We start from the raw sequence: 21486 nt of genomic DNA on the forward strand, positions 1-21486 counted from the left end.
GGCCCCGGGGAGCATGGCTCCCCGGGGCTTATGCGTCCGGAGGCGGACGGTTACCGTGGGCCCTATGAGTACCTCCTTCCGGGCACAGCTGCGTGCCCTGCCTGATTTTCCCGACACCATGCCGTCCTTTGAACCGGACGCCGCACCGCAGGATCCGGCGGACCTTTTCCGGCTTTGGCTGGCGGAGGCACTGGCTGCCGGGATCCGCCAGCCGCACGCGTTCTCCCTGGCCACCGCGGGCAGCGCAGGGCAGCTCTCCTCCCGAATGCTGATCCTGAAGGACATCAACGACGGCGGCTGGCAGTTCGCGACAGCGCGCACTTCCCGCAAGGGCGGGGAACTGGCAGCCCACCCGTATGCGGCCATGAACTTTTATTGGCCTGAGCTCGGACGGCAGATCCGCGTGGCCGGTTCCGTGGACCTGCTTTCCGCTGAGGCATCGGCAGCGGACTGGGATGCGCGGCCGGCGTCGGACGGCACCGCCAATCCCGCCTGGCAGCTCTATTCGCTGGTACCGCGGGAGATCGAGTTCTGGCAGGCCAGCGCGGACCGCCGCCACATTCGTCACCGGATGACGTTCTAGGTGCATGAGGGCCCGGCACCGTCAGCCGCCGGAATACCCGGATTTGTGGTCAAACTGCCTGCCGCCCCCTCCCGGCAGGACTTGCTCCGGCGCTAGCCTTGAACCGCGCCTCCAAGTCCAATCCGGCTACCGAAGAGGGTTCGCCATGACCAGCTCCAGCAGTGCAGGAATCCCGGCTCCCGCCGGGCGGATCGAGCAGCACCCGGACGGATACACGCTGACGTTTGAACGCAGGCTGGACTTCCCGGTGGACCATGTCTGGGACGTGCTCACCAACCGGGACAAGGTGGCCCAGTGGCTGGGCATCATCACTCCCGCCTGGCAGATCGGCAAGGAATACCGGCTGGACATGGGCGAATCAGCCGTGACGGGCACCGTGCTGCAGATGAGTCCGGGCGCGAGTCTGCAGCTGACATGGGAGGACCCGCTGGGGGACGAATCCGTGCTGGACTGGCAGGTGCATCAAAGCGCGGACGGGGCTGTGCTGCAGTTCCGCACCCATGAGAACACTGCCGATTTCCTGACCGAAGGTGCCGCCGGCTGGCAGGGGATTCTGGAGGCCTTCGACGCCGTGGTGGCCGGCATTGAACCGGTCAGGACCGATGATCCCGACCAGTGGCTGGGGCTGCGGGACGCCTACGCCGAGGACTTTGACGTTTCACCCACCATGGGCCGGCTGGATAACCTGCGCACCCCCGCCGAGGTTGTGTTTGAACGCTGGTACAGCGCCCCGGCCGGCGACGTCGGCCCGGCGCTGGAAAGGGCGGCAGCCCGGTTTGGGATCGGCCAGGGCGCACGCATCGACATCGGCGAGGACGCAGGACATGTTCGGGTGATCATCCGCGATCCGGTCACCGGCGGTCCCGACGCCGCGGCCGAACGGCTCGCAGCCTGGCACATGGCCCTGGATGCCGCCGGAGCCGGCCTCGCCGGACACGAGGCGAATCCCAGTTCACGCCGGCTCGTGGCCCTGAAGGATTTCTACCGCGGCCCGGCCGACGGCGCCTGACCGCAGGTGGCGCCTGAGCGCTGATCCCCGTCCGCATCCGCCGCCCAACGCCCCGGAGCCCCGGGACCACCCGCGGACAGCGGACCCCGCGCGGCTTGCTACCGTCGGAGTATGGGTTTTTCACGTGACAGAGAACGTCTTGCCGTCCCCGCCACCGAGGCAGCACCACACCTGCTCGGTGCGGTACTGACGCATGAGGCCGAGGGGGAGCGCGTGAGCGTACGGATCACCGAGGTGGAGGCCTACATGGGTGATGTTGACCCGGGGTCACACGCCTTCCGCGGCCGGACGGCACGGAACGCCACCATGTTCGGGCCGGCCGGACACCTCTACGTGTACTTCACCTACGGCATGCATTACTGCGCCAACGTGGTCTGCGGCACCGACGGGTTTGCCACCGGTCTCCTGCTGCGTGGCGGCGAGGTGGTGGAGGGCGCGGACATCGCGGCGGCCCGGCGCGGAAACCCGCGCAACAGCCTGGACCTGGCCCGGGGGCCGGCACGTCTGGCACAGGCACTGGGCATTGCACGCGGGTTGGACGGAGCCGATGTGTTTGCCTCCCCGCTGCAGCTGGCCCTCCCGCCGGAGCCGGTTCCGGCCGCGCAGGTTTCCACCGGACCGCGCGTTGGCGTCAGCGGACCCGGCGGGACGGCTGACTACCCGTGGCGGTACTGGCTGACCGGTGACCCGACCGTCTCGAAATACCGTCCCGCCCAGCCGCGGAAACGGCCGGCCGGAGCGACCGCGCGGCGGCCCTAGAACACCGTTCGCCGCCCGGGGGATGAATCCTCCCGGGCGCCGAACGGCGAAGGGGTTCCCGGCCCGGGCCGGCTAGGAGCGCGGCAGCGGAGCCTGGGCCGAGATGAGCCGGTTCTCCAGCAGCTCATCCCAGAACGCCCCGGGAATACGGGCCGTGATGGCCGCCATGTCCTCAGCCAGGCGTTCGGGCCGGCTGGAGCCGGGGATGACCGCGGCCACGGCCGGGTGGGCCGTGGAGAACTGCAGGGCGGCTGCCTTCAGGCTGACATTGTGCCGCCGGGCTATCGCTGTCATCTGATCAATCCGGGCCTTGACTGCCGGCGGGATTTCGGCGTAATCGAAGTAGTCGCCGCCCAGCAGTGCGCCCGAATTGAAAGGACCGCCCACCACTATGCCCACGCCCTTGTCCAGGGCGGCGGGCATCATCCGCTGCAGGGCACGCTCGTGCTGCAGCAGGGTGTACTGGGTCGCGGAGAGGTTCATGGTCGGCGCCGCCTGCTCCATGTCCATGGCCAGCTCAATGGGCTCGGTGGTGTTCACGCCCAGTCCCCAGCCGCTGATCACGCCTTCCTCCTGCAGCCGGGCAAGGACGCGGAACGCCCCGGTCCTTGCCTCGTCGAACTTGGTGATCCACCCGTCCCCGAGGAAGTCCCGGGACGTGTCGTGGATGAAGACGAAGTCCAACCGGTCGGTCTTCAGCCGCTTCAGGCTTTCCTCGATGGAACGCAGAGTGGCATCGGCCGTATAGTCCGTTGCAATCTTGTTCGAGAACCCGTGCGTAAAGAGGCCCTCGCCTTTCTCCTCTTCCTCGTCCAGGATCAGCCGGCCCACCTTGGTGCTGAGTGCGTACTCGTCCCGGTTGTACTGCGAAAGGACCTCGCCCAGGCGGGACTCGGCCAGCCCGGCACCGTAGAAGGGGGCGGTATCGAAGTAGCGGATGCCCGCGTTCCAGGCAGCTTCCACGGTGGCAAGCGCCTCGTCCCCGGGAATGTCCCGGTACATGTTTCCCAGCGGGGCGGTGCCGAAGCCGATCTTGTTTGCGAGCACGTCATGCAGGTTGGCCATGTGATGAAATCCTTGACTGTTGTCCGGTAAATCCGAAGGGCCCGCAGAACGGACCCTTCCGGACGTGGCAACGGCAGCCCACAGGTCTTTATTCCTTTGCCGGGGCCCTGCGGTGTCCCGCTTTGCTGGTCCTTCCCCTCCGGCTGCCGGGCGCTGCAAGGCGAGAGAAGTGCCACAGCACCCGGTCCTTCCCCGGCTGTCACGGAGGGGAGCGGGTAAGGTGGATGCGTGAAAGATGCCCCGGCAGAACCGGTAAATAACGAGACCATTGCACAAACCATCGACCGCCTGGGCGCCGTAATTCCCGATTACCCCCAGCCCGGCGTCGTCTTCCGGGACCTGACTCCGGTCTTCGCCGACGGTCCGGCGCTGCGCGGCGTGGTGGACGCACTCACCGCTCCCTTTGAAGGCCGGTTCGATTACGTGGTCGGAGTGGAAGCACGCGGTTTCCTGCTGGCTGCCGCTGCTGCCTATGCCTCCGGAAAGGGTGTTATTACCGTCCGCAAGCCGGGCAAGCTTCCCCGCGAGGTCTTCGCGGAGAACTACTCCCTGGAATACGGGGAAGGCACGCTCGAGCTGCACCGCGATGACATGCCCGCCGGGTCCCGGGTGCTGATCCTGGATGATGTCCTCGCCACCGGCGGCACCCTCGCTGCGGCGGCCCGCCTGCTCCGCAAGGCGGGCGCGGAAGTGGCCGGATTCGGCGTCGTGCTGGAACTGGGTGAGCTGGGCGGCAGGGAACGCCTCGGTGACACACCCGTGGAAGCGCTCGTCCGCTACTAGGCGCCCTTCGGTCGCAGCCGGATCCTGCCCGGGGTACCCGCTGCGACACGCTAGCGCACAGGCAGAAGCTGAGAGAGAAACCGCATACATTAGTGACCTGCAAAAGTCCAAATGCACTGTAAGATTGACGCTCTGCCTTTGCGAGAGGGAACGCCAAAATGTCTGAAACACCTTCAGCTCCCAACGAGCTGGAACACGAGCGTCAGTACGTGGCCGGTCTGTATCACCGGCTGGACGAACTGCGCGCGGAAAAGATGGAGCAGCTCGCCGCGATCCGGCGCAGCCACTCCGCGGGTTCCCACCAGAACCGGTCCGAGCGGGATGCCTTCGCCACCATGTACGAGGACCGGCTGGCGCAGCTTAATGCCGTGGACGAGCGCCTCGTTTTCGGGCGGCTGGACCTCGACGACGGTGAGAAGCGCTATATCGGCCGCATCGGCCTGTCCACCGAGGACCTGCAGCGGCTGATGGTGGACTGGCGCGCCCCCGAAGCCGGAACCTTCTACCAGGCAACCGCCTTCGAGCGCCAGGGTGTGCGCAGGCGCCGGCACCTGATCCTGAAGGGCCGCAACGTCCAGGCCATCGAAGATGACGTGCTGGACTACACCATGCTGGAAGACGAGCCGGAACTGCAGGGAGAGGGTGCCCTGCTGGCCGCGCTGAACTCCAAGCGCACCGGCCAGATGTCCGACATTGTCGGCACCATCCAGGCTGAACAGGACCGCATTATCCGTGCCCCCCTGTCCGGCACGCTGGTAGTACAGGGCGGTCCGGGTACCGGCAAAACCGCCGTCGCCCTGCACCGTGCGGCCTACCTGCTCTACACCCACCGCGAACGGCTGAAGTCCGCCGGTGTGCTGCTCGTCGGCCCGTCCAACGCGTTTATCCGTTACATCGAGCGTGTCCTGCCGTCCCTCGGCGAGACCGGCGTGGTGATGTCGAGCCTGGGCCAGCTGATGCCCGGAATCACGGCAACCCACGAGGAAGACCCCGCTACCGCCGAGGTCAAGGGCCGGCTGTCCATGGCCAAGGTTGTGGCCCGCGCCGTCGCCAACCGGCAGCGCCTGCCAATCGGGCCGCGGAAGCTGAACGTTGAAGGCACCATCCTCACGCTGACCCCCCGGCAGGTTCAGCGTGCACGTGACAAGGCGCGCGCCACCGGCAAGCCGCACAATGAAGCGCGCGTCACCTTCGTGAAGATCCTGCTGCGTGAACTGACCGAGCAGATGACGGAACAGCTCGAGGAATCCGCCGGAGCCGGCAACAGCACTGACCGGGCTTATCTGGCTGAAGACGTCCGCAGCGCCCGGGACGTCCGGGTGGCGCTGAACCTGTGCTGGATGCCGATGACGCCGGAAAAACTGATCTCCGACCTGTTCAGCAAGCCCGGCCAGCTCGAAGCCGCGGCGCCGGAACTGACCGACCGCGAACTGGGTCTGCTGCGCCGCAGCGCCGACGCGCCGTGGACCGAGGCAGATGTTCCGCTGCTGGATGAGGCGGCGGAACTGCTCGGAGAGTTGGATGCCTCCGCCGGACGCGAGAACGCCCTGCGCGAGGAACAGCGCAAGCGGGACCTGGCCAACGCTGAAAGCGCTATTGCCAACACCGAAGGTTTCCTTGAAGACTCCGGTGCCCACGGCATCCTGTCCGCCGAGGATCTGGCGGACCACAATGCGGTGGGGGAGGCGCGGCTGACCGCTGCGGACCGCGCGGCAGTGGACCGCACCTGGGCCTTCGGGCACATTGTGGTGGACGAGGCGCAGGAGCTGTCCGCCATGCAGTGGCGCCTGCTGATGCGTCGCTGCCCGCTGAAGTCCTTCACCGTGGTGGGCGACATTGCCCAGACGAGCTCCGCTGCCGGTGCCAGCTCCTGGCAGGCCGCACTTGATCCGTTCGTGGGGGAGCGGTGGACCTTGGAGGAGCTGACGGTGAACTACCGCACGCCGGCACAGATTGCCGAAGCGGCCGTACGCATGGCCAACGCGGCCGGGCTGGTGGTCTCTGCCCCGAAGGCGGTCCGTGAAGGGCGCTGGGCGCCGTTCATCGACGAAGTCCCCGACGGCGGCCTCGTTCCGCGCCTGCTGCAGACACTGCCCGAAGACCTGGACGCGCTCGACGGCGGCCTGCTGGCCGTCATCGCCGAGGACCACCGGCTGCCGGAGGTCCGCCGTGCGCTGACCGAGGTATACGGCCAGCGTGTGGGCTCGGGTGCCGGCGGGCTGGAGCAGGACATTGTCGTAACATCTCCGCGCGAAGCAAAGGGCCTGGAGTTCGACGGCGTAGTCATTCTTGAGCCGTCCGAACTGCTGACTGCCGCAGCAGGCAAGGTCGGAGACCTGTACGTGGCCATGACCCGGCCCACCCAGCGGCTGCGCCTGATCGCTGCCGAAGGCATACCTGCAGGAATTCCCGAAGAAGAATCCTGATAATTTAGAAAGCGTGTCAGACAACGTGAACCCCCGGGGCCTTGTAGCCCAGCAGAACGATCCGTCCTTTGCCAACATCTGGCAGGAACTCAAGTGGCGGGGCCTGGTCCAGGTCTCCACCGACGAGGCGGAGCTGGAAAAGCTCCTGGCCGGGGGGCCGGTCACCTATTACTGCGGCTTTGATCCCACGGCGCCGAGCCTGCACCTGGGCAACCTGGTGCAGTTGCTGACCATGCGCCGGCTCCAGCTGGCAGGGCACCGCCCGCTCGCGCTGGTCGGCGGTTCCACCGGGCTGGTGGGGGATCCGCGCCCCACCGCCGAGCGCACCATGAACACGAAGGAAACCGTCAGCGAGTGGGTCGGTTACCTGCAGGGCCAGGTTCAGCGCTTCCTCAGCTTTGAGGGGGAGAACGCCGCCCGGATGGTGAACAACCTCGATTGGACGGCGCCCATGAGCGCCATCGACTTCCTGCGCGACGTGGGCAAGCACTTCCGCGTGGGCACCATGATCAAAAAGGAGATCGTCTCCTCGCGCCTGAACTCCGACGAAGGCATCAGCTACGCGGAGTTCAGCTACCAGGTCCTTCAGGGCATGGACTACCTGGAACTGTTCCGCAAGTACAACTGCGTGCTTGAAACCGGCGGCTCCGATCAGTGGGGCAACCTCACCAGCGGCACCGAGCTGGTCCGCAAGGTAGAGGGGAAAACCGTCCACGCACTGGGAACTCCGCTGGTGACGAACAGCGACGGCACCAAGTTCGGCAAGAGCGAAGGCAACGCTGTCTGGCTCGACGGCGAGATGACCAGCCCGTACGCGATGTACCAGTTCTGGCTGAACACCACCGATGCCGATGTAGTTGACCGGCTGAAGGTCTTCACCTTCATGAGCCGGCAGCGGATCGAGGAGCTCGAGCGTGCCGTGGCAGAGGCACCGCACAAGCGCGAGGCCCAGCGTGCCCTTGCCTTTGACGTCACTTCCCTGATCCACGGTGTGGAGGCGACCGAAAAGGTCATTGCCGCCTCCGCCGCACTGTTCGGCCAAGGCGAAGTGAAGGACCTGGATGAGGCAACGCTGAAGGCTGCCACCGCAGAACTGCCGGTTGCAGCCGTCCCGGCCGACGGTTTGGGAATCGTGGACCTGCTGGTTGCCAGCGGACTGTCGAAAACCAAGTCTGAAGCTCGGCGGACTGCGTCCGAAGGCGGAGCCTACGTCAACAACACCAAGGTGGCAGATGCGGATGCCGTGGTGGAGCAGAGCGAGCTCCTGCACGGTAAGTACCTGCTGCTGCGCCGTGGCAAGCGGAACCTTGCGATGGTGGAAGTCTCCGCCGTATAGTTTTTAGTGCTTCCTTCGAGAAGCTCGGTTCTTTGTCCAGCCCGTTGCGGGGCCGCCTGGTGCGGTCCCGTGGCGGGTGGGACAGATCACTTCGATCCGGTTTGCAAGGACCGGGCGGGGTGTGTAAAGTAATTGAAGTCGCCGCGGCAGGGACGCTGAAAAAGCGCCCGAGCATGGCGGCCAAACCCCTTCGAAAATCAGAGTCCAACTCCCGTGCCCTTCACCGGGCCGGCGGAAAAGACTCCGGTTCACGCTGGGTCCGGAACGGCGGTACAAACGCTTTTCACGGGATTCCGACAGGAAAACCGCGAATTGCAAATAGCGCCGGAATGGAATAAGATAATAAAACATTGCAGCGAAGAAGAAAAGGAAAACATTGTTTTCCCGAGTATTTTCGGATTGCGTCTGTTGTTTGAGAACTCAATAGTGTGCCAAGTTTATTGATACCAATTTATTTTGATTGGTTGAATCGACCGTGTCCGCCCACCCCGTGGGTATGGAACGGTTTTTTTAGCCGGTTTCGAATTTAGTGCAGTGCCTGGCGGCCAATTTTCCTTGGCCCCGGCATTGTGTCTGTAAAACATTTACGGAGAGTTTGATCCTGGCTCAGGATGAACGCTGGCGGCGTGCTTAACACATGCAAGTCGAACGATGACTTCTGTGCTTGCACAGAATGATTAGTGGCGAACGGGTGAGTAACACGTGAGTAACCTGCCCTTGACTTCGGGATAAGCCTGGGAAACCGGGTCTAATACCGGATACGACCTCCTGGCGCATGCCATGGGGGTGGAAAGCTTTATGCGGTTTTGGATGGACTCGCGGCCTATCAGCTTGTTGGTTGGGGTAATGGCCCACCAAGGCGACGACGGGTAGCCGGCCTGAGAGGGTGACCGGCCACACTGGGACTGAGACACGGCCCAGACTCCTACGGGAGGCAGCAGTGGGGAATATTGCACAATGGGCGAAAGCCTGATGCAGCGACGCCGCGTGAGGGACGAATGCCTTCGGGTTGTAAACCTCTTTCAGCAGGGAAGAAGCGAAAGTGACGGTACCTGCAGAAGAAGCGCCGGCTAACTACGTGCCAGCAGCCGCGGTAATACGTAGGGCGCAAGCGTTATCCGGAATTATTGGGCGTAAAGAGCTCGTAGGCGGTTTGTCGCGTCTGCTGTGAAAGCCCGGGGCTCAACCCCGGGTCTGCAGTGGGTACGGGCAGACTAGAGTGATGTAGGGGAGACTGGAATTCCTGGTGTAGCGGTGAAATGCGCAGATATCAGGAGGAACACCGATGGCGAAGGCAGGTCTCTGGGCATTAACTGACGCTGAGGAGCGAAAGCATGGGGAGCGAACAGGATTAGATACCCTGGTAGTCCATGCCGTAAACGTTGGGCACTAGGTGTGGGGGACATTCCACGTTTTCCGCGCCGTAGCTAACGCATTAAGTGCCCCGCCTGGGGAGTACGGCCGCAAGGCTAAAACTCAAAGGAATTGACGGGGGCCCGCACAAGCGGCGGAGCATGCGGATTAATTCGATGCAACGCGAAGAACCTTACCAAGGCTTGACATGAACCGGAAAGACCTGGAAACAGGTCCCCCACTTGTGGCCGGTTTACAGGTGGTGCATGGTTGTCGTCAGCTCGTGTCGTGAGATGTTGGGTTAAGTCCCGCAACGAGCGCAACCCTCGTTCTATGTTGCCAGCGCGTTATGGCGGGGACTCATAGGAGACTGCCGGGGTCAACTCGGAGGAAGGTGGGGACGACGTCAAATCATCATGCCCCTTATGTCTTGGGCTTCACGCATGCTACAATGGCCGGTACAAAGGGTTGCGATACTGTGAGGTGGAGCTAATCCCAAAAAGCCGGTCTCAGTTCGGATTGAGGTCTGCAACTCGACCTCATGAAGTTGGAGTCGCTAGTAATCGCAGATCAGCAACGCTGCGGTGAATACGTTCCCGGGCCTTGTACACACCGCCCGTCAAGTCACGAAAGTTGGTAACACCCGAAGCCGGTGGCCTAACCCCTTGTGGGAGGGAGCCGTCGAAGGTGGGACCGGCGATTGGGACTAAGTCGTAACAAGGTAGCCGTACCGGAAGGTGCGGCTGGATCACCTCCTTTCTAAGGAGCACCTCAGGACGGTATGTCCGGCCACAGTGCCGGATGTGTCTCCTGCAGGAGATGCCCATATCGGAGACATCTGTTCTCCGGTGGGTGCTCAAGGGTGGAATATCAATGGATAGGCGCCGGCGTGATGCCCGGATCGGTGAGTACGGTCTTCCCCTTGGGGGAGTCCTGGAAAGCGTTGGTTCGGGCGGGTATGCCGGTTGACCGTTTGGCACACTGTTGGGTCCTGAGACAACAGGACCGTGGGTAATGATCCGGGCTTTGCGGCCGGGGTGGTTGTTCATGGTTGTGGTTTGTTTCTGTTTGTTCCTGCGCATGCCGGATACATCACGGGTTTCGCCTCTTTGCGGGGGTGTCCGGGTGTGGATGGGTGTGACGGGGTTGTTGTTTGAGAACTACATAGTGGACGCGAGCATCTTAAAAATTATTAAGTGCAATTTCAGAAAAACCTGGTAGATCCCGGTGCTGTCCCCTTGCGGGGCGGTGGCGGGGTGTGACCGTGGTTTTCTCGATAGCGATAATTAATTATTGATCTTTGTGGTCAAGTTTTTAAGGGCACACGGTGGATGCCTTGGCATCAGGAGCCGAAGAAGGACGTAGGAATCTGCGATAAGCCTGGGGGAGTTGATAACCGAACTTTGATCCCAGGATGTCCGAATGGGGAAACCCCGCCCGGCGCGCGAGTGACCGGGTGACCCGCATCTGAACACATAGGGTGCGTGGAGGGAACGTGGGGAAGTGAAACATCTCAGTACCCACAGGAAGAGAAAACAACAGTGATTCCGTTAGTAGTGGCGAGCGAACGCGGAAGAGGCTAAACCAGTGGTGTGTGATAGCCGGCGGGCGTTGCATCACTGGGGTTGCGGGACTTTCCGTACCGATTCTGCCGGATCGGTGAAGTGAGTGCAGATGCATAGGTGAACTGGTTTGAAAGCCAGGCCGTAGAGGGTGTTAGCCCCGTAACCGGAATGTATGCTGCCGCTTGGAGAGGATCCCAAGTAGCACGGGGCCCGAGAAATCCCGTGCGAATCTGCCAGGACCACCTGGTAAGCCTAAATACTCCCTGATGACCGATAGCGGACAAGTACCGTGAGGGAAAGGTGAAAAGTACCCCGGGAGGGGAGTGAAATAGTACCTGAAACCGTGTGCCTACAAACCGTTGGAGCAGCCTTGTAGCTGTGACAGCGTGCCTTTTGAAGAATGAGCCTGCGAGTTAGTGTTACGTCGCGAGGTTAACCCGTGTGGGGAAGCCGTAGCGAAAGCGAGTCTGAACAGGGCGTTGCAGTGGCGTGATCTAGACCCGAAGCGGAGTGATCTACCCATGGCCAGGTTGAAGCGACGGTAAGACGTCGTGGAGGACCGAACCCACTTCAGTTGAAAATGGAGGGGATGAGCTGTGGGTAGGGGTGAAAGGCCAATCAAACTCCGTGATAGCTGGTTCTCCCCGAAATGCATTTAGGTGCAGCGTTGCGTGTTTCTTACCGGAGGTAGAGCTACTGGATGGCTAATGGGCCCTACAAGGTTACTGACGTCAGCCAAACTCCGAATGCCGGTAAGTGAGAGCGCAGCAGTGAGACTGTGGGGGATAAGCTTCATAGTCGAGAGGGAAACAGCCCAGACCACCAACTAAGGCCCCTAAGCGTGTGCTAAGTGGGAAAGGATGTGGAGTTGCCCAGACAACCAGGAGGTTGGCTTAGAAGCAGCCACCCTTGAAAGAGTGCGTAATAGCTCACTGGTCAAGTGATTCCGCGCCGACAATGTAGCGGGGCTCAAGTACACCGCCGAAGTTGTGGCATTCAGATATAGATAAGCCTTCGTGGTTCAGTCGTCTGGATGGGTAGGGGAGCGTCGTGTGGGCAGTGAAGCTGCGGTGTAAACCAGTGGTGGAGCCTACACGAGTGAGAATGCAGGCATGAGTAGCGAAAGACGGGTGAGAAACCCGTCCGCCGAATGATCAAGGGTTCCAGGGTCAAGCTAATCTGCCCTGGGTAAGTCGGGACCTAAGGCGAGGCCGACAGGCGTAGTCGATGGACAACGGGTTGATATTCCCGTACCGGCGAAGAACCGCCCATACCAAGCAGGGGACACTAACCGTCCGGAGCCTGCCCGAGCATCCTTGTGGTGTGAGGGTTTTGGCCGAGCACGGGACCTGATCCTGGGAGGTAAGCGTATTAACAGGTGTGACGCAGGAAGGTAGCCGGGCCAGGCGATGGTTGACCTGGTCTAAGGATGTAGGGTCCGTGATAGGTAAATCCGTCACGGTGTCTTTGATGACGATCCTGAGATCCGACGGGACCCCCTCACGGGGGGATCCGGTGATCCTATGCTGCCTAGAAAAGCATCGGCGCGAGGTTCCAGCCGCCCGTACCCCAAACCGACACAGGTGATCAGGTAAGAATACTAAGGCGATCGAGAGAATTATGGTTAAGGAACTCGGCAAAATGCCCCCGTAACTTCGGGAGAAGGGGGGCCCCAACCTTGATGGACACTTGCTGTCCGGAGGGGATCGGGGCCGCAGAGACCAGGGGGAAGCGACTGTTTACTAAAAACACAGGTCCGTGCGAAGTCGCAAGACGATGTATACGGACTGACTCCTGCCCGGTGCTGGAAGGTTAAGAGGACCGGTTAGCCCTTACGGGCGAAGCTGGGAATTTAAGCCCCAGTAAACGGCGGTGGTAACTATAACCATCCTAAGGTAGCGAAATTCCTTGTCGGGTAAGTTCCGACCTGCACGAATGGAGTAACGACTTCCCCGCTGTCTCAACCATAAACTCGGCGAAATTGCAGTACGAGTAAAGATGCTCGTTACGCGCAGCAGGACGGAAAGACCCCGAGACCTTTACTATAGTTTGGTATTGGTGTTCGGTGTGGCTTGTGTAGGATAGGTGGGAGACTGTGAGACCCGGACGCCAGTTCGGGTGGAGTCATCGTTGAAATACCACTCTGGTCATACTGGATATCTAACTTCGGCCCGTAATCGGGTCAGGGACAGTGCCTGATGGGTAGTTTAACTGGGGCGGTTGCCTCCTAAAGAGTAACGGAGGCGCCCAAAGGTTCCCTCAGCCTGGTTGGCAATCAGGTGGCGAGTGTAAGTGCACAAGGGAGCTTGACTGTGAGAGAGACATCTCGAGCAGGGACGAAAGTCGGGACTAGTGATCCGGCGGTACATTGTGGAATGGCCGTCGCTCAACGGATAAAAGGTACCTCGGGGATAACAGGCTGATCTTGCCAAGAGTCCATATCGACGGCATGGTTTGGCACCTCGATGTCGGCTCGTCGCATCCTGGGGCTGGAGTAGGTCCCAAGGGTTGGGCTGTTCGCCCATTAAAGCGGTACGCGAGCTGGGTTTAGAACGTCGTGAGACAGTTCGGTCCCTATCCGCTGCGCGCGCAGGAAATTTGAGAAGGGCTGTCCTTAGTACGAGAGGACCGGGACGGACGAACCTCTGGTGTGTCAGTTGTACTGCCAAGTGCACCGCTGATTAGCTACGTTCGGATGGGATAACCGCTGAAAGCATCTAAGCGGGAAGCCCGCTTCGAGATGAGATTTCCATACACCTTGTGTGTGAGAGGCCCCCAGCCAGACCACTGGGTTGATAGGCCGGATGTGGAAGCGGGGACTAAAGACCCGTGAAGCTGACCGGTACTAATAGGCCGATAACTTACACCACACCAACATCTGGGGAAACACGACTTCAAACGGTTTCCCAACGTACAGGGTGTTGTTGATCATGCTGCTTGCGTCCACTATGTGGTTCCCGGATAACAACCCTGGTTGTTGACCGTGGAACAAAAATTGAATATCACTTCGTCTAAGGACGTTCGTGACCCAATGTTTTCCCCTCTGCACACCCGGTTTTTTGCCGGTGGTTGTGCGGTTGCGGGTAGTAGGGTTACGGCGGTCATAGCGTGGGGGAAACGCCCGGTCCCATTCCGAACCCGGAAGCTAAGACCCACAGCGCCGATGGTACTGCATCCGGGAGGATGTGGGAGAGTAGGTCACCGCCGGACAAATTGTGAAGGGTGAGGCCCGTACCAGTGTTGGTACGGGCCTCACCTGTTTAACCCCCACCAGGGATGCCGGCACCCTGGGTCGGCTGCGCCGTATCTGCGCTCCTGGTGCTGAGTATCACCTCGATTGGGTACGCAGGGAGGGCCGGCGAATCGGTGTCGGACGGTGCACTGGACTAGAATTACCCTGAGGCGTTAAGCGTCTCCCTAAACTTTTACATCTCCATTACAGGTACATAGTGACGAGCGACTGCAGTAAATTCCGTTGGTCGGCTCACGACGAGAGGAACTAGCCAGCATGTCAGAGCAGAACAACAGGGACCAGAACCGAAGCGGCGCTCCGCGCCGGGATGCCCAGGGCCGCCCCGCCACCAATGACCGTAATGCCCCTAAGCGCTGGGAAGACCGGAAGCCCACTGGCGGCGGTCAGCGCTCCGGTTCCAATGAGCGTAAGCCGTTCTCGCGTGATGACCGTCCTGCTCGTGATGGTGAGCGTAAGCCTTTCAGCCGCGATGATCGCCCGCAGCGGGATAGCCGTCCGCCGCGTGATGGTGAGCGTCGCTCCTTCGGTGACCGCGGTGCTTCCGCTGCCCGTAAGCCGTTCTCCCGCGATGACCGCCCTGCTCGTGATGGTGAGCGTAAGCCTTTCAACCGTGACGAGCGTAAGCCGTTCTCGCGTGATGACCGTCCTGCTCGTGATGGTGAGCGTCGCTCCTTCGGTGACCGCGGTGCTTCCGCTGGCCGTAAGCCGTTCTCCCGCGACGATCGTCCTGCTCGTGATGGTGAGCGTCGCTCCTTCGGTGACCGCGGTGCTTCCGCTGGCCGTAAGCCGTTCTCCCGTGATGACCGTCCGCAGCGTGATGGTGAGCGTAAGCCTTTCAACCGTGACGAGCGTAAGCCGTTCTCGCGTGATGACCGTCCTGCCCGTGATGGTGAGCGTAAGCCTTTCAGCCGTGATGATCGCCCGAAGCGGGATAGCCGTCCGCCGCGTGATGGTGAGCGTCGCTCCTTCGGCGACCGCGGTGCATCCGCTGGCGGCCGTAAGCCGTTCTCGCGTGATGACCGTCCTGCCCGTGATGGTGAGCGTAAGCCTTTCAGCCGTGATGATCGCCCGCAGCGGGATAGCCGTCCGCCGCGTGATGGTGAGCGTCGCTCCTTCGGCGACCGCGGTGCATCCGCTGGCGGCCGTAAGCCGTTCTCGCGTGATGACCGTCCTGCTCGTGATGGTGAGCGTAAGCCTTTCAACCGTGATGATCGCCCCCAGCGCGAAAGCCGTCCGCCGCGCGGTGACCGTCCCTCGCAGGGGGCGGGCCGTCCCGCATTTGGCCGGGACGAAGCCCCGGCTGCGCCCCGGCCCCGCAATGCGAAGGACCTGCGCAGCGCCAACCGGCCGGACCGTGAGCGTTCGCCCGAGATCGACGAGGACGTCACCGGACAGGAGCTGGACAAGGTAACCCGCGCCCAGCTTCGCAACCTCGAAGAGGTCAACGGCGAATGGGTTGCCAAGCACCTGGTGATGGCCGGACGCCTGATCGACGACGAACCGGAGCTGGCATTCCAGCACGCCCTCGCTGCCAGCCGGCGAGGCGGACGCATGGCCGTTGTCCGCGAGGCCGTGGGCCTGACCGCCTATGCCGCCGAGCACTTCGGTGAGGCCCTCCGCGAGTTCCGTACCTACCGTCGCATCAGCGGTTCCAATGACTACCTGCCCATGATGGCCGACTGCGAACGCGGCCTGGGTCATCCGGAGCGGGCACTGGATCTTGTCCGGTCCGAGGACGCCAAGGATCTGGATACCGCAGGTCAGGTGGACCTGGCCATTGTTGCCTCCGGTGCGCGCATGGACATGGGGCAGTTCGAGGCCGCCGTCAGCGCCCTGGAGATTCCGCAGCTGGACCGTAACCGGGCCTTCTCCTTCAGCCCGCGCCTGTTCCGTGCCTACGCTGATGCACTGGAGCTGGCCGGCCGGAATGAGGAAGCCGAGACCTGGCGTAAGCAGGCACTGCGTGCCGACAGCGCACTGGGTATGGGCGATTTCGCCGAACCGGAGATCTTTGACCTGGCACCCGAGGAAGAACGCAAGGAACGCCGTTCCGAACGCCGCGAGGACCGCTCCGGGGCCTACTTTGCAGCAGATGAGGAGTCCGCGCCCAAGGACAACTCGGTGGTCGAACCGGCAGAGGACGCCGATGCACTGCCAAGCGACGAGCAGGAAGGCCTGCTGACCGAGGACGGCGACGTGGATGAGGACGTCGAGGTTGTGGTGAGCGACTTCAACATGGACGACGACGAGGATGAGGACACCGCACGCGAAGATGCCGACGAGACGGAACAGTCGCGTATCGATGACTGATTCTTCGCTGGTCTCGGGTTATGACGCGGTCTTTTCGGACCTGGACGGGGTGGTCTATGCCGGCCCGCACGCCATCCCGGGTGCCGTAGAGGCACTGGGCAGGGTGGCGGACTCCCCGGTCCGGCTTGCCTACATCACCAACAACGCCTCACGCTCTTCGGAGACCGTGGCGGCCCACCTGCGCGAACTCGGAGCACCGGCTACGGCGGCCAACGTCTTCGGGTCCGCGCAGGCCGGGGCCGAACTGCTTGCTGCCAAGGTGCAGGCCGGTGCCAGCGTCCTGGTGACGGGCAGTGCCACGCTGCGGGCGGCCGTGGAAGCCCAGGGGCTGGTGTGCGTTGACTCAGCCGAGGATGAACCGGATGCCGTCATTCAGGGGTTCGACCCCGGGCTGGGATGGAAGGACCTTGCGGAGGCCGCCTTCGCCGTCGGCAGGGGCGCCGTCTGGGTAGCCACCAATACCGACATGTCCATTCCGCAGGCCCGAGGCATTGCTCCCGGCAACGGCACGCTCGTGGCCGCCGTCGGCGCTGCCACGGGACGCGTACCCTTCGTGGCCGGCAAACCGGAGGCACCGCTGTTTACGACGGCGGCACGTCACCTGGGCGTTGAACGCCCGCTTGTGGTGGGGGACCGGCTGGACACCGACATCCTGGGTGGGACCAACGCCGGCTTTGACACCGCGCTGGTGCTGACCGGCGTCGATACGCCCATGACCGCCCTCGCGGCGCGCACGCCGGAACGGCCGGTGTACATCATCGAGAATCTTGCTGCGCTTTTCCAGCCGTACCGGCAGCCGGTACGGGACGGCGAGAGTTACAGCTGCGGAGCCGCCAGCGCCCGGGTGGACGGGTCTGCAGTGGTGATCACCGGAGACTCTTCCAATCTGGACAGCTGGCGCGCTGCGTGCGCGGCGTGGTGGGCGGCCTACCCGGAAGTCGAAGCAGCGGTGGCACCGGAGATCCGCTGGAGTGTCACACCCCGCAGCTAGTCTTGTGCCAGCAGTTCTATCCGTTCTACCGCAGTCGCAGGAGGAAGCCCCATTGTCTGAATCAGCGTTGTCCGAATCTGGGTTGTCTGAATCAGCGTTGTCCGAATCTGGGTTGTCTGAATCAGCGTTGTCCGAATCAGCCTTGCCGGACTCGGTGATGCCTGCAGCATCAGAATCGCGGCCGCAGTCCCCGGTCCCCACCGGCGATACTGAGGTGGATTCGCTGCTGGACGAACTCCGGGCCCTGGACGATGCCCCGGTTTCCTCGCACGGCGCAACGTACTCCGCGCTCCATGAGGGGCTGCTGGCAGCATTAAACGCCGAAGGGAACACGCCGCCGCACGCGCCGGCGCCGGGACCAGCGAAGGATGCACGCTAAGCATGCCCAGACTGGATCAGGAACTGGTGACCCGCGGACTGGCGCGGTCGCGGACCCAGGCGGCAAAGCTCATTGCAGCGGGCCGGGTAATGCGTGCGGGCCAGCCGGCAGGCAAGGCATCAGCGCCGGTGGGGCCGGGAGACCGGCTTGATGTGCTCGATGATGGTCTGCCGGACTATGTCAGCCGTGCCGGACACAAGCTGGCGGGTGCCCTGGCGGCCTTTCCGGCCGTCCGTGCCCAGGGGGCGCGCTGCCTGGATGCGGGTGCCTCCACCGGAGGATTCACTGATGTGCTGCTGCGCTCCGGGGCCGCGCACATCGCGGCCGTGGACGTTGGCCACGGCCAGCTGGTGGAACAGATCCGGACGGATCCGCGGGTCAGCGTCTACGAGGGCATGAACGTGCGCTACCTTTCTCCGGCAGATATCGGGGGTTCCGTGGACCTCACCGTCGCTGATCTGTCCTTTATCTCCCTGACCATGGTGATGGGACCGCTGGCAGCTGCCACCCGCCCCGGCGGCAGCCTGCTGCTGATGGTCAAACCGCAGTTCGAGGTGGGCCGGGAGAACCTGAACCGCACCGGCGTGGTCACGGATCCCGCCAGGCACCGGCAGGCAGTGACCCGTGTGGCGGCCGCTGCCATGGCGGCAGGGCTTCGGATCGGCGGCATAGCGCCCAGTCCGCTGCCCGGCCAGGACGGGAATGTTGAGTTCTTTATGTGGCTGCAGGTTCCGGAACGTGCTGAAGCCGTCCCCGCCGGCCCGGCTGATACAGCCGCGGAGCGGGTGGTGGATGAGGCATTCGCTGGCTTCACCGGGTTTGCGGTGGGGGAGTCTGCCGTAGAAGACTGACGGATGGACGTGCCATAAGACACCGGCAACGAAGAGGATGAAGGCGCAGATGAGCAGACGGATACTGGTTTTGGCCCACACGGGACGGCGGGCCGCCATGACCGCTGCCCAGGAGGCCTGCACCCAGCTGCATTCGTCGGGCCTGATCCCCGTCATGCGCCGCCGGGACCTGGAGGATATCCAGGCCGAATACGGCGTCCTGACCGCCCCCACCGAAATACTCGACGAAGACGTGGCACTGACCGATGTTGACCTGGGCATGGTGCTTGGCGGAGACGGCACCATCCTCCGCGCCGCGGAACTGGTCCGGGGCACCAACGTACCGCTGCTGGGCGTGAACCTGGGCCATGTGGGCTTCCTTGCGGAAAGCGAACGTGCGGACCTGGCCCAGACCGTGCACTGGGTGGTGGAACGGGCCTACACGGTCGAAGAACGCATGACCATTGACGTGAAGGTCTGGCACAGCAACACCCTGATTGCGCATACCTGGGCGCTCAACGAAGCGGCCGTGGAAAAAGCCGACCGGCAGCGCATGCTGGAGGTGGTTATCGAAGTCGATGCCCGCCCGATCAGCTCCTTCGGATGCGACGGCGTGGTGCTGGCAACCCCCACCGGTTCCACGGCTTACGCTTTTTCCGCCGGCGGTCCCGTGGTGTGGCCCGAAGTCGAGGCACTGCTGCTGGCCCCGATCAGCGCGCACGCCCTGTTCGCCAAGCCGCTGGTAGTGGCACCCACCTCCGTGCTTGCCGTGGAAATCCTGACCCGCACGGACGCATCCGGTGTGCTCTGGTGCGACGGCAGGCGCAGCCTGGACCTTCCCCCGGGCTCCCGGGTGGAGGTCACACGTTCCCAAACCCCGGTGCGGCTGGCACGGACCCACCTGACCCCCTTCTCTGAACGCCTGGTCCGCAAATTCCAGCTTCCGACCCATGGCTGGCGCGGGCCCGCAGCCGCTCCGCCGGCGGGAACCGACCTGAGCCCCAGCCGCAGGGATGCAGGCCTCCGGGAAGCCGCCGGTGCGGCAGAGGGCAGCCGGGAGAGTGCAGATGCAGACACCGCCGCTACAGACCAGGCAGTTACCGACCGCGGAGGCTTCGTCGAATGATTGAGGAAATCCGGATCAGGGACCTCGGTGTCATCACCGATGCCACCTTGAACCTGGGGCCCGGTTTTACCGTGGTCACCGGCGAGACCGGTGCCGGTAAAACCATGGTCATCACCGCACTGGGCCTGTTGCTTGGCGCCCGTTCCGATGCAGGCGCGGTACGCATTGGTGCCAAGTCCGCCGTCGCCGAGGCGCTCGTCCACGTTGACCCGCAGAGTCCGGCAGCCCTCCGAGCTGCCGAGGCTGGTGCCGAACTGGAGGACTACGACGGCGCTGCCGAACTCACCCTGGTCCGCACCGTCAACGCCGACGGGCGCAGCCGTGCCCACGTAGGGGGACGATCCGCTCCGGTGGGGGTGCTGGCCCAGGTCGGGGAGCACCTTGTAGTGGTCCACGGGCAGACCGACCAGCTGAGACTGAAGAGTGCCGCCGCGCAGCGGGAGGCTCTGGACAAGTACGCCGGCGCTCCGCTGGCCGCCGAGCTCGGATCCTACCGGGAGGACTATGCCCGCTGGCGCGCCGCCGCCAAGGAACTGGCCGAACTCCGGGACCAGGCGAGGGACCGGCTGCGCGAGGCCGAATACCTGACCGCTTCGCTGGAGGAAATCGAGGCGGTGGACCCGCAGCCAGGGGAGGATGAAACCCTCAAATCCGAAGCCATGCGCCTGGGCAACCTGGAGGAACTGCGGACCGCGGCCGCCGGTGCCCATGCGGCCCTGATCGCGGACGACTTCGCTGACGGGGGTGATGCCACCTCGCTGGTGGACGCCGCCAAACGCCAGCTCGAATCCGCGGGCGAGCATGACCCGGCCCTTGCCTCGGCAGCCCAGCGGCTGGCGGAAGTCGGCTATATTCTGGCGGACATCGCAACGGAACTGGCCAGCTACGGCGCATCTCTGGATTCAGAGGGACCTGAACGGCTGGCAGAGGTGGAATCCCGGCGCGCAGAACTGGCCGGCCTGGTCCGCAAGTACGCGCCCTCCATCGACGGCGTACTGGAATGGGGCGCGGAAAGCGCCAAACGGCTCGCTGAGCTCAGCTCCGACGACACCCGGATAGAAGCCCTCGAGGCGGAAATCACGTCGCTCGGCGAACGGCTGGAAACCAGGGGTGCGGCGCTGACCAAGCTACGCACCGACGCCGCAGCGGAACTGTCCCGGCGGGTCAGCGACGAGCTGACGGCCCTGGCCATGAAGGACGCCAACCTGGTCATTGAGGTTGAACCTGCGGGGGAGCCCGGGCCGTACGGTGCGGACACCATTGCGTTCCTGCTGGCACCCCACCCCGGGGCGCCCGCCCGCCCGCTGGGGAAGGGAGCTTCCGGCGGCGAACTCTCGCGCGTCATGCTCGCCATCGAAGTGGTCCTCGCCGCCGTGGACCCGGTGCCCACCTTCATCTTCGATGAGGTTGACGCCGGCGTGGGCGGTAAGGCCGCCGTCGAAATCGGGCGGCGCCTGGCCATGCTGGCAAAGCACGTCCAGGTGATCGTGGTGACCCACCTTCCACAGGTGGCAGCCTTCGCCGATCATCACATCCGCGTGATTAAGACCTCAACCGCTGCCGACGACGGCTCCGGTGTCACCGCAAGCGACGTGCGGGTACTGGGCCAGGAGGAGCGGATCAAGGAACTTGCCCGCATGCTTGCGGGCCAGGAAGACTCGGCATCGGCACGTGCCCACGCCGAGGAGCTGCTGGGCTCAGCGGGACATCTCCAATGA

General features: G+C 63.4%; 14 protein-coding genes and 3 rRNA genes. 15 read left to right on the top strand and 2 right to left on the bottom strand.

The genetic code is table 11. The features are described 5' to 3' along the window. Positions 1-64 precede the first annotated feature (64 nt). The 3 genes from MUK71_RS06290 to MUK71_RS06300 all read left to right on the top strand — a co-directional run bounded on the left by MUK71_RS06290 (position 65) and on the right by MUK71_RS06300 (position 2351). Positions 65-583 carry a pyridoxine/pyridoxamine 5'-phosphate oxidase gene (locus MUK71_RS06290; protein WP_227929034.1) on the top strand — a complete coding sequence of 173 codons (519 nt, stop codon included), beginning with the start codon at positions 65-67 and terminating at the stop codon, positions 581-583. 145 nt (positions 584-728) lie between these two features. Further along, positions 729-1592: an SRPBCC domain-containing protein gene (locus MUK71_RS06295; RefSeq protein ID WP_227929035.1), complete on the top strand. Its 864-nt coding sequence runs from the start codon at positions 729-731 to the stop codon at positions 1590-1592. Between the two features lie 111 nt (positions 1593-1703). Continuing rightward, entirely contained in the window at positions 1704-2351 is a 648-nt protein-coding gene (locus tag MUK71_RS06300) for a DNA-3-methyladenine glycosylase (protein ID WP_227929036.1), read from the top strand. 72 nt (positions 2352-2423) lie between these two features. On the opposite strand, the gene MUK71_RS06305 is transcribed toward MUK71_RS06300, so the two are convergent. Next, on the bottom strand, positions 2424-3416 hold the full coding sequence (locus MUK71_RS06305) for an aldo/keto reductase (RefSeq protein WP_227929037.1): 993 nt from the start codon (positions 3414-3416) through the stop codon (positions 2424-2426). A 228-nt stretch (positions 3417-3644) separates the two neighbouring features. Here MUK71_RS06305 and MUK71_RS06310 point away from each other — a divergent pair, with 228 nt between their 5' ends. The 6 genes from MUK71_RS06310 (at position 3645) to rrf (ending at position 14089) form a co-directional block, all read left to right on the top strand. Next, positions 3645-4199 (top strand): adenine phosphoribosyltransferase, encoded by a 555-nt coding sequence (locus MUK71_RS06310; protein WP_227929038.1) that lies wholly within the window; start codon positions 3645-3647, stop codon positions 4197-4199. 158 nt (positions 4200-4357) lie between these two features. Next, positions 4358-6625: a HelD family protein gene (locus tag MUK71_RS06315; protein WP_227929039.1), complete on the top strand. Its 2268-nt coding sequence runs from the start codon at positions 4358-4360 to the stop codon at positions 6623-6625. Between the two features lie 13 nt (positions 6626-6638). After that, complete coding sequence (gene tyrS, locus MUK71_RS06320; RefSeq protein ID WP_279326972.1) at positions 6639-7961, top strand: tyrosine--tRNA ligase; 1323 nt, start codon at positions 6639-6641, stop codon at positions 7959-7961. A 583-nt stretch (positions 7962-8544) separates the two neighbouring features. After that, a 16S ribosomal RNA gene (locus MUK71_RS06325) occupies positions 8545-10073 on the top strand. A gap of 545 nt (positions 10074-10618) precedes the next feature. Continuing rightward, a 23S ribosomal RNA gene (locus tag MUK71_RS06330) occupies positions 10619-13749 on the top strand. A 223-nt stretch (positions 13750-13972) separates the two neighbouring features. Further along, positions 13973-14089: ribosomal RNA gene (rrf, locus tag MUK71_RS06335) — 5S ribosomal RNA — on the top strand. Together the 16S, 23S and 5S rRNA genes form the textbook arrangement of a ribosomal RNA operon. A gap of 301 nt (positions 14090-14390) precedes the next feature. Here the strand turns inward: rrf and MUK71_RS06340 are convergent. Next, positions 14391-15599, bottom strand: a complete 1209-nt coding sequence (locus tag MUK71_RS06340) for a hypothetical protein (protein ID WP_227928070.1) — start codon at positions 15597-15599, stop codon at positions 14391-14393. Between the two features lie 6 nt (positions 15600-15605). Here MUK71_RS06340 and MUK71_RS06345 point away from each other — a divergent pair, with 6 nt between their 5' ends. The 6 genes from MUK71_RS06345 to recN all read left to right on the top strand — a co-directional run bounded on the left by MUK71_RS06345 (position 15606) and on the right by recN (position 21486). Further along, a complete protein-coding gene (locus tag MUK71_RS06345) occupies positions 15606-16442 on the top strand; it encodes a tetratricopeptide repeat protein (RefSeq protein WP_227902346.1) in 837 nt (278 codons plus the stop codon). Beyond that, a complete protein-coding gene (locus MUK71_RS06350; protein WP_227902345.1) occupies positions 16435-17433 on the top strand; it encodes an HAD-IIA family hydrolase in 999 nt (332 codons plus the stop codon). The genes MUK71_RS06345 and MUK71_RS06350 overlap by 8 nt, the downstream gene beginning before the upstream one ends. 157 nt (positions 17434-17590) lie before the next feature. Beyond that, the gene (locus tag MUK71_RS06355) at positions 17591-17812 is read left to right on the top strand and encodes a hypothetical protein (protein ID WP_227902344.1); all 222 of its coding nucleotides are present in this window, start codon (positions 17591-17593) and stop codon (positions 17810-17812) included. A 2-nt stretch (positions 17813-17814) separates the two neighbouring features. Beyond that, positions 17815-18663, top strand: a complete 849-nt coding sequence (locus tag MUK71_RS06360; protein ID WP_227902343.1) for a TlyA family RNA methyltransferase — start codon at positions 17815-17817, stop codon at positions 18661-18663. A gap of 49 nt (positions 18664-18712) precedes the next feature. Next, complete coding sequence (locus tag MUK71_RS06365; protein WP_227902342.1) at positions 18713-19768, top strand: NAD kinase; 1056 nt, start codon at positions 18713-18715, stop codon at positions 19766-19768. Then, a complete protein-coding gene (gene recN, locus MUK71_RS06370; protein ID WP_227928069.1) occupies positions 19765-21486 on the top strand; it encodes a DNA repair protein RecN in 1722 nt (573 codons plus the stop codon). Before MUK71_RS06365 ends, recN begins: the two co-directional genes overlap by 4 nt.

The sequence above is a fragment of the Arthrobacter zhangbolii genome (assembly GCF_022869865.1).
Classification (GTDB): Bacteria; Actinomycetota; Actinomycetes; order Actinomycetales; family Micrococcaceae; genus Arthrobacter_B; species Arthrobacter_B zhangbolii.

What these genes read in the sequence shown, in the direction of transcription:
- recN (WP_227928069.1), top strand. Translation starts at nt 19,765, where the DNA reads ATGATTGAGGAAATCCGGATCAGGGACCTCGGTGTCATCACCGATGCC.
- MUK71_RS06315 (WP_227929039.1), top strand. Translation starts at nt 4,358, where the DNA reads ATGTCTGAAACACCTTCAGCTCCCAACGAGCTGGAACACGAGCGTCAG.
- MUK71_RS06295 (WP_227929035.1), top strand. Translation starts at nt 729, where the DNA reads ATGACCAGCTCCAGCAGTGCAGGAATCCCGGCTCCCGCCGGGCGGATC.
- MUK71_RS06355 (WP_227902344.1), top strand. Translation starts at nt 17,591, where the DNA reads ATGCCTGCAGCATCAGAATCGCGGCCGCAGTCCCCGGTCCCCACCGGC.
- MUK71_RS06290 (WP_227929034.1), top strand. Translation starts at nt 65, where the DNA reads ATGAGTACCTCCTTCCGGGCACAGCTGCGTGCCCTGCCTGATTTTCCC.
- MUK71_RS06350 (WP_227902345.1), top strand. Translation starts at nt 16,435, where the DNA reads ATGACTGATTCTTCGCTGGTCTCGGGTTATGACGCGGTCTTTTCGGAC.
- MUK71_RS06300 (WP_227929036.1), top strand. Translation starts at nt 1,704, where the DNA reads ATGGGTTTTTCACGTGACAGAGAACGTCTTGCCGTCCCCGCCACCGAG.
- MUK71_RS06365 (WP_227902342.1), top strand. Translation starts at nt 18,713, where the DNA reads ATGAGCAGACGGATACTGGTTTTGGCCCACACGGGACGGCGGGCCGCC.
- MUK71_RS06305 (WP_227929037.1), bottom strand. Translation starts at nt 3,416, where the DNA reads ATGGCCAACCTGCATGACGTGCTCGCAAACAAGATCGGCTTCGGCACC.
- MUK71_RS06360 (WP_227902343.1), top strand. Translation starts at nt 17,815, where the DNA reads ATGCCCAGACTGGATCAGGAACTGGTGACCCGCGGACTGGCGCGGTCG.
- MUK71_RS06345 (WP_227902346.1), top strand. Translation starts at nt 15,606, where the DNA reads ATGGCCGGACGCCTGATCGACGACGAACCGGAGCTGGCATTCCAGCAC.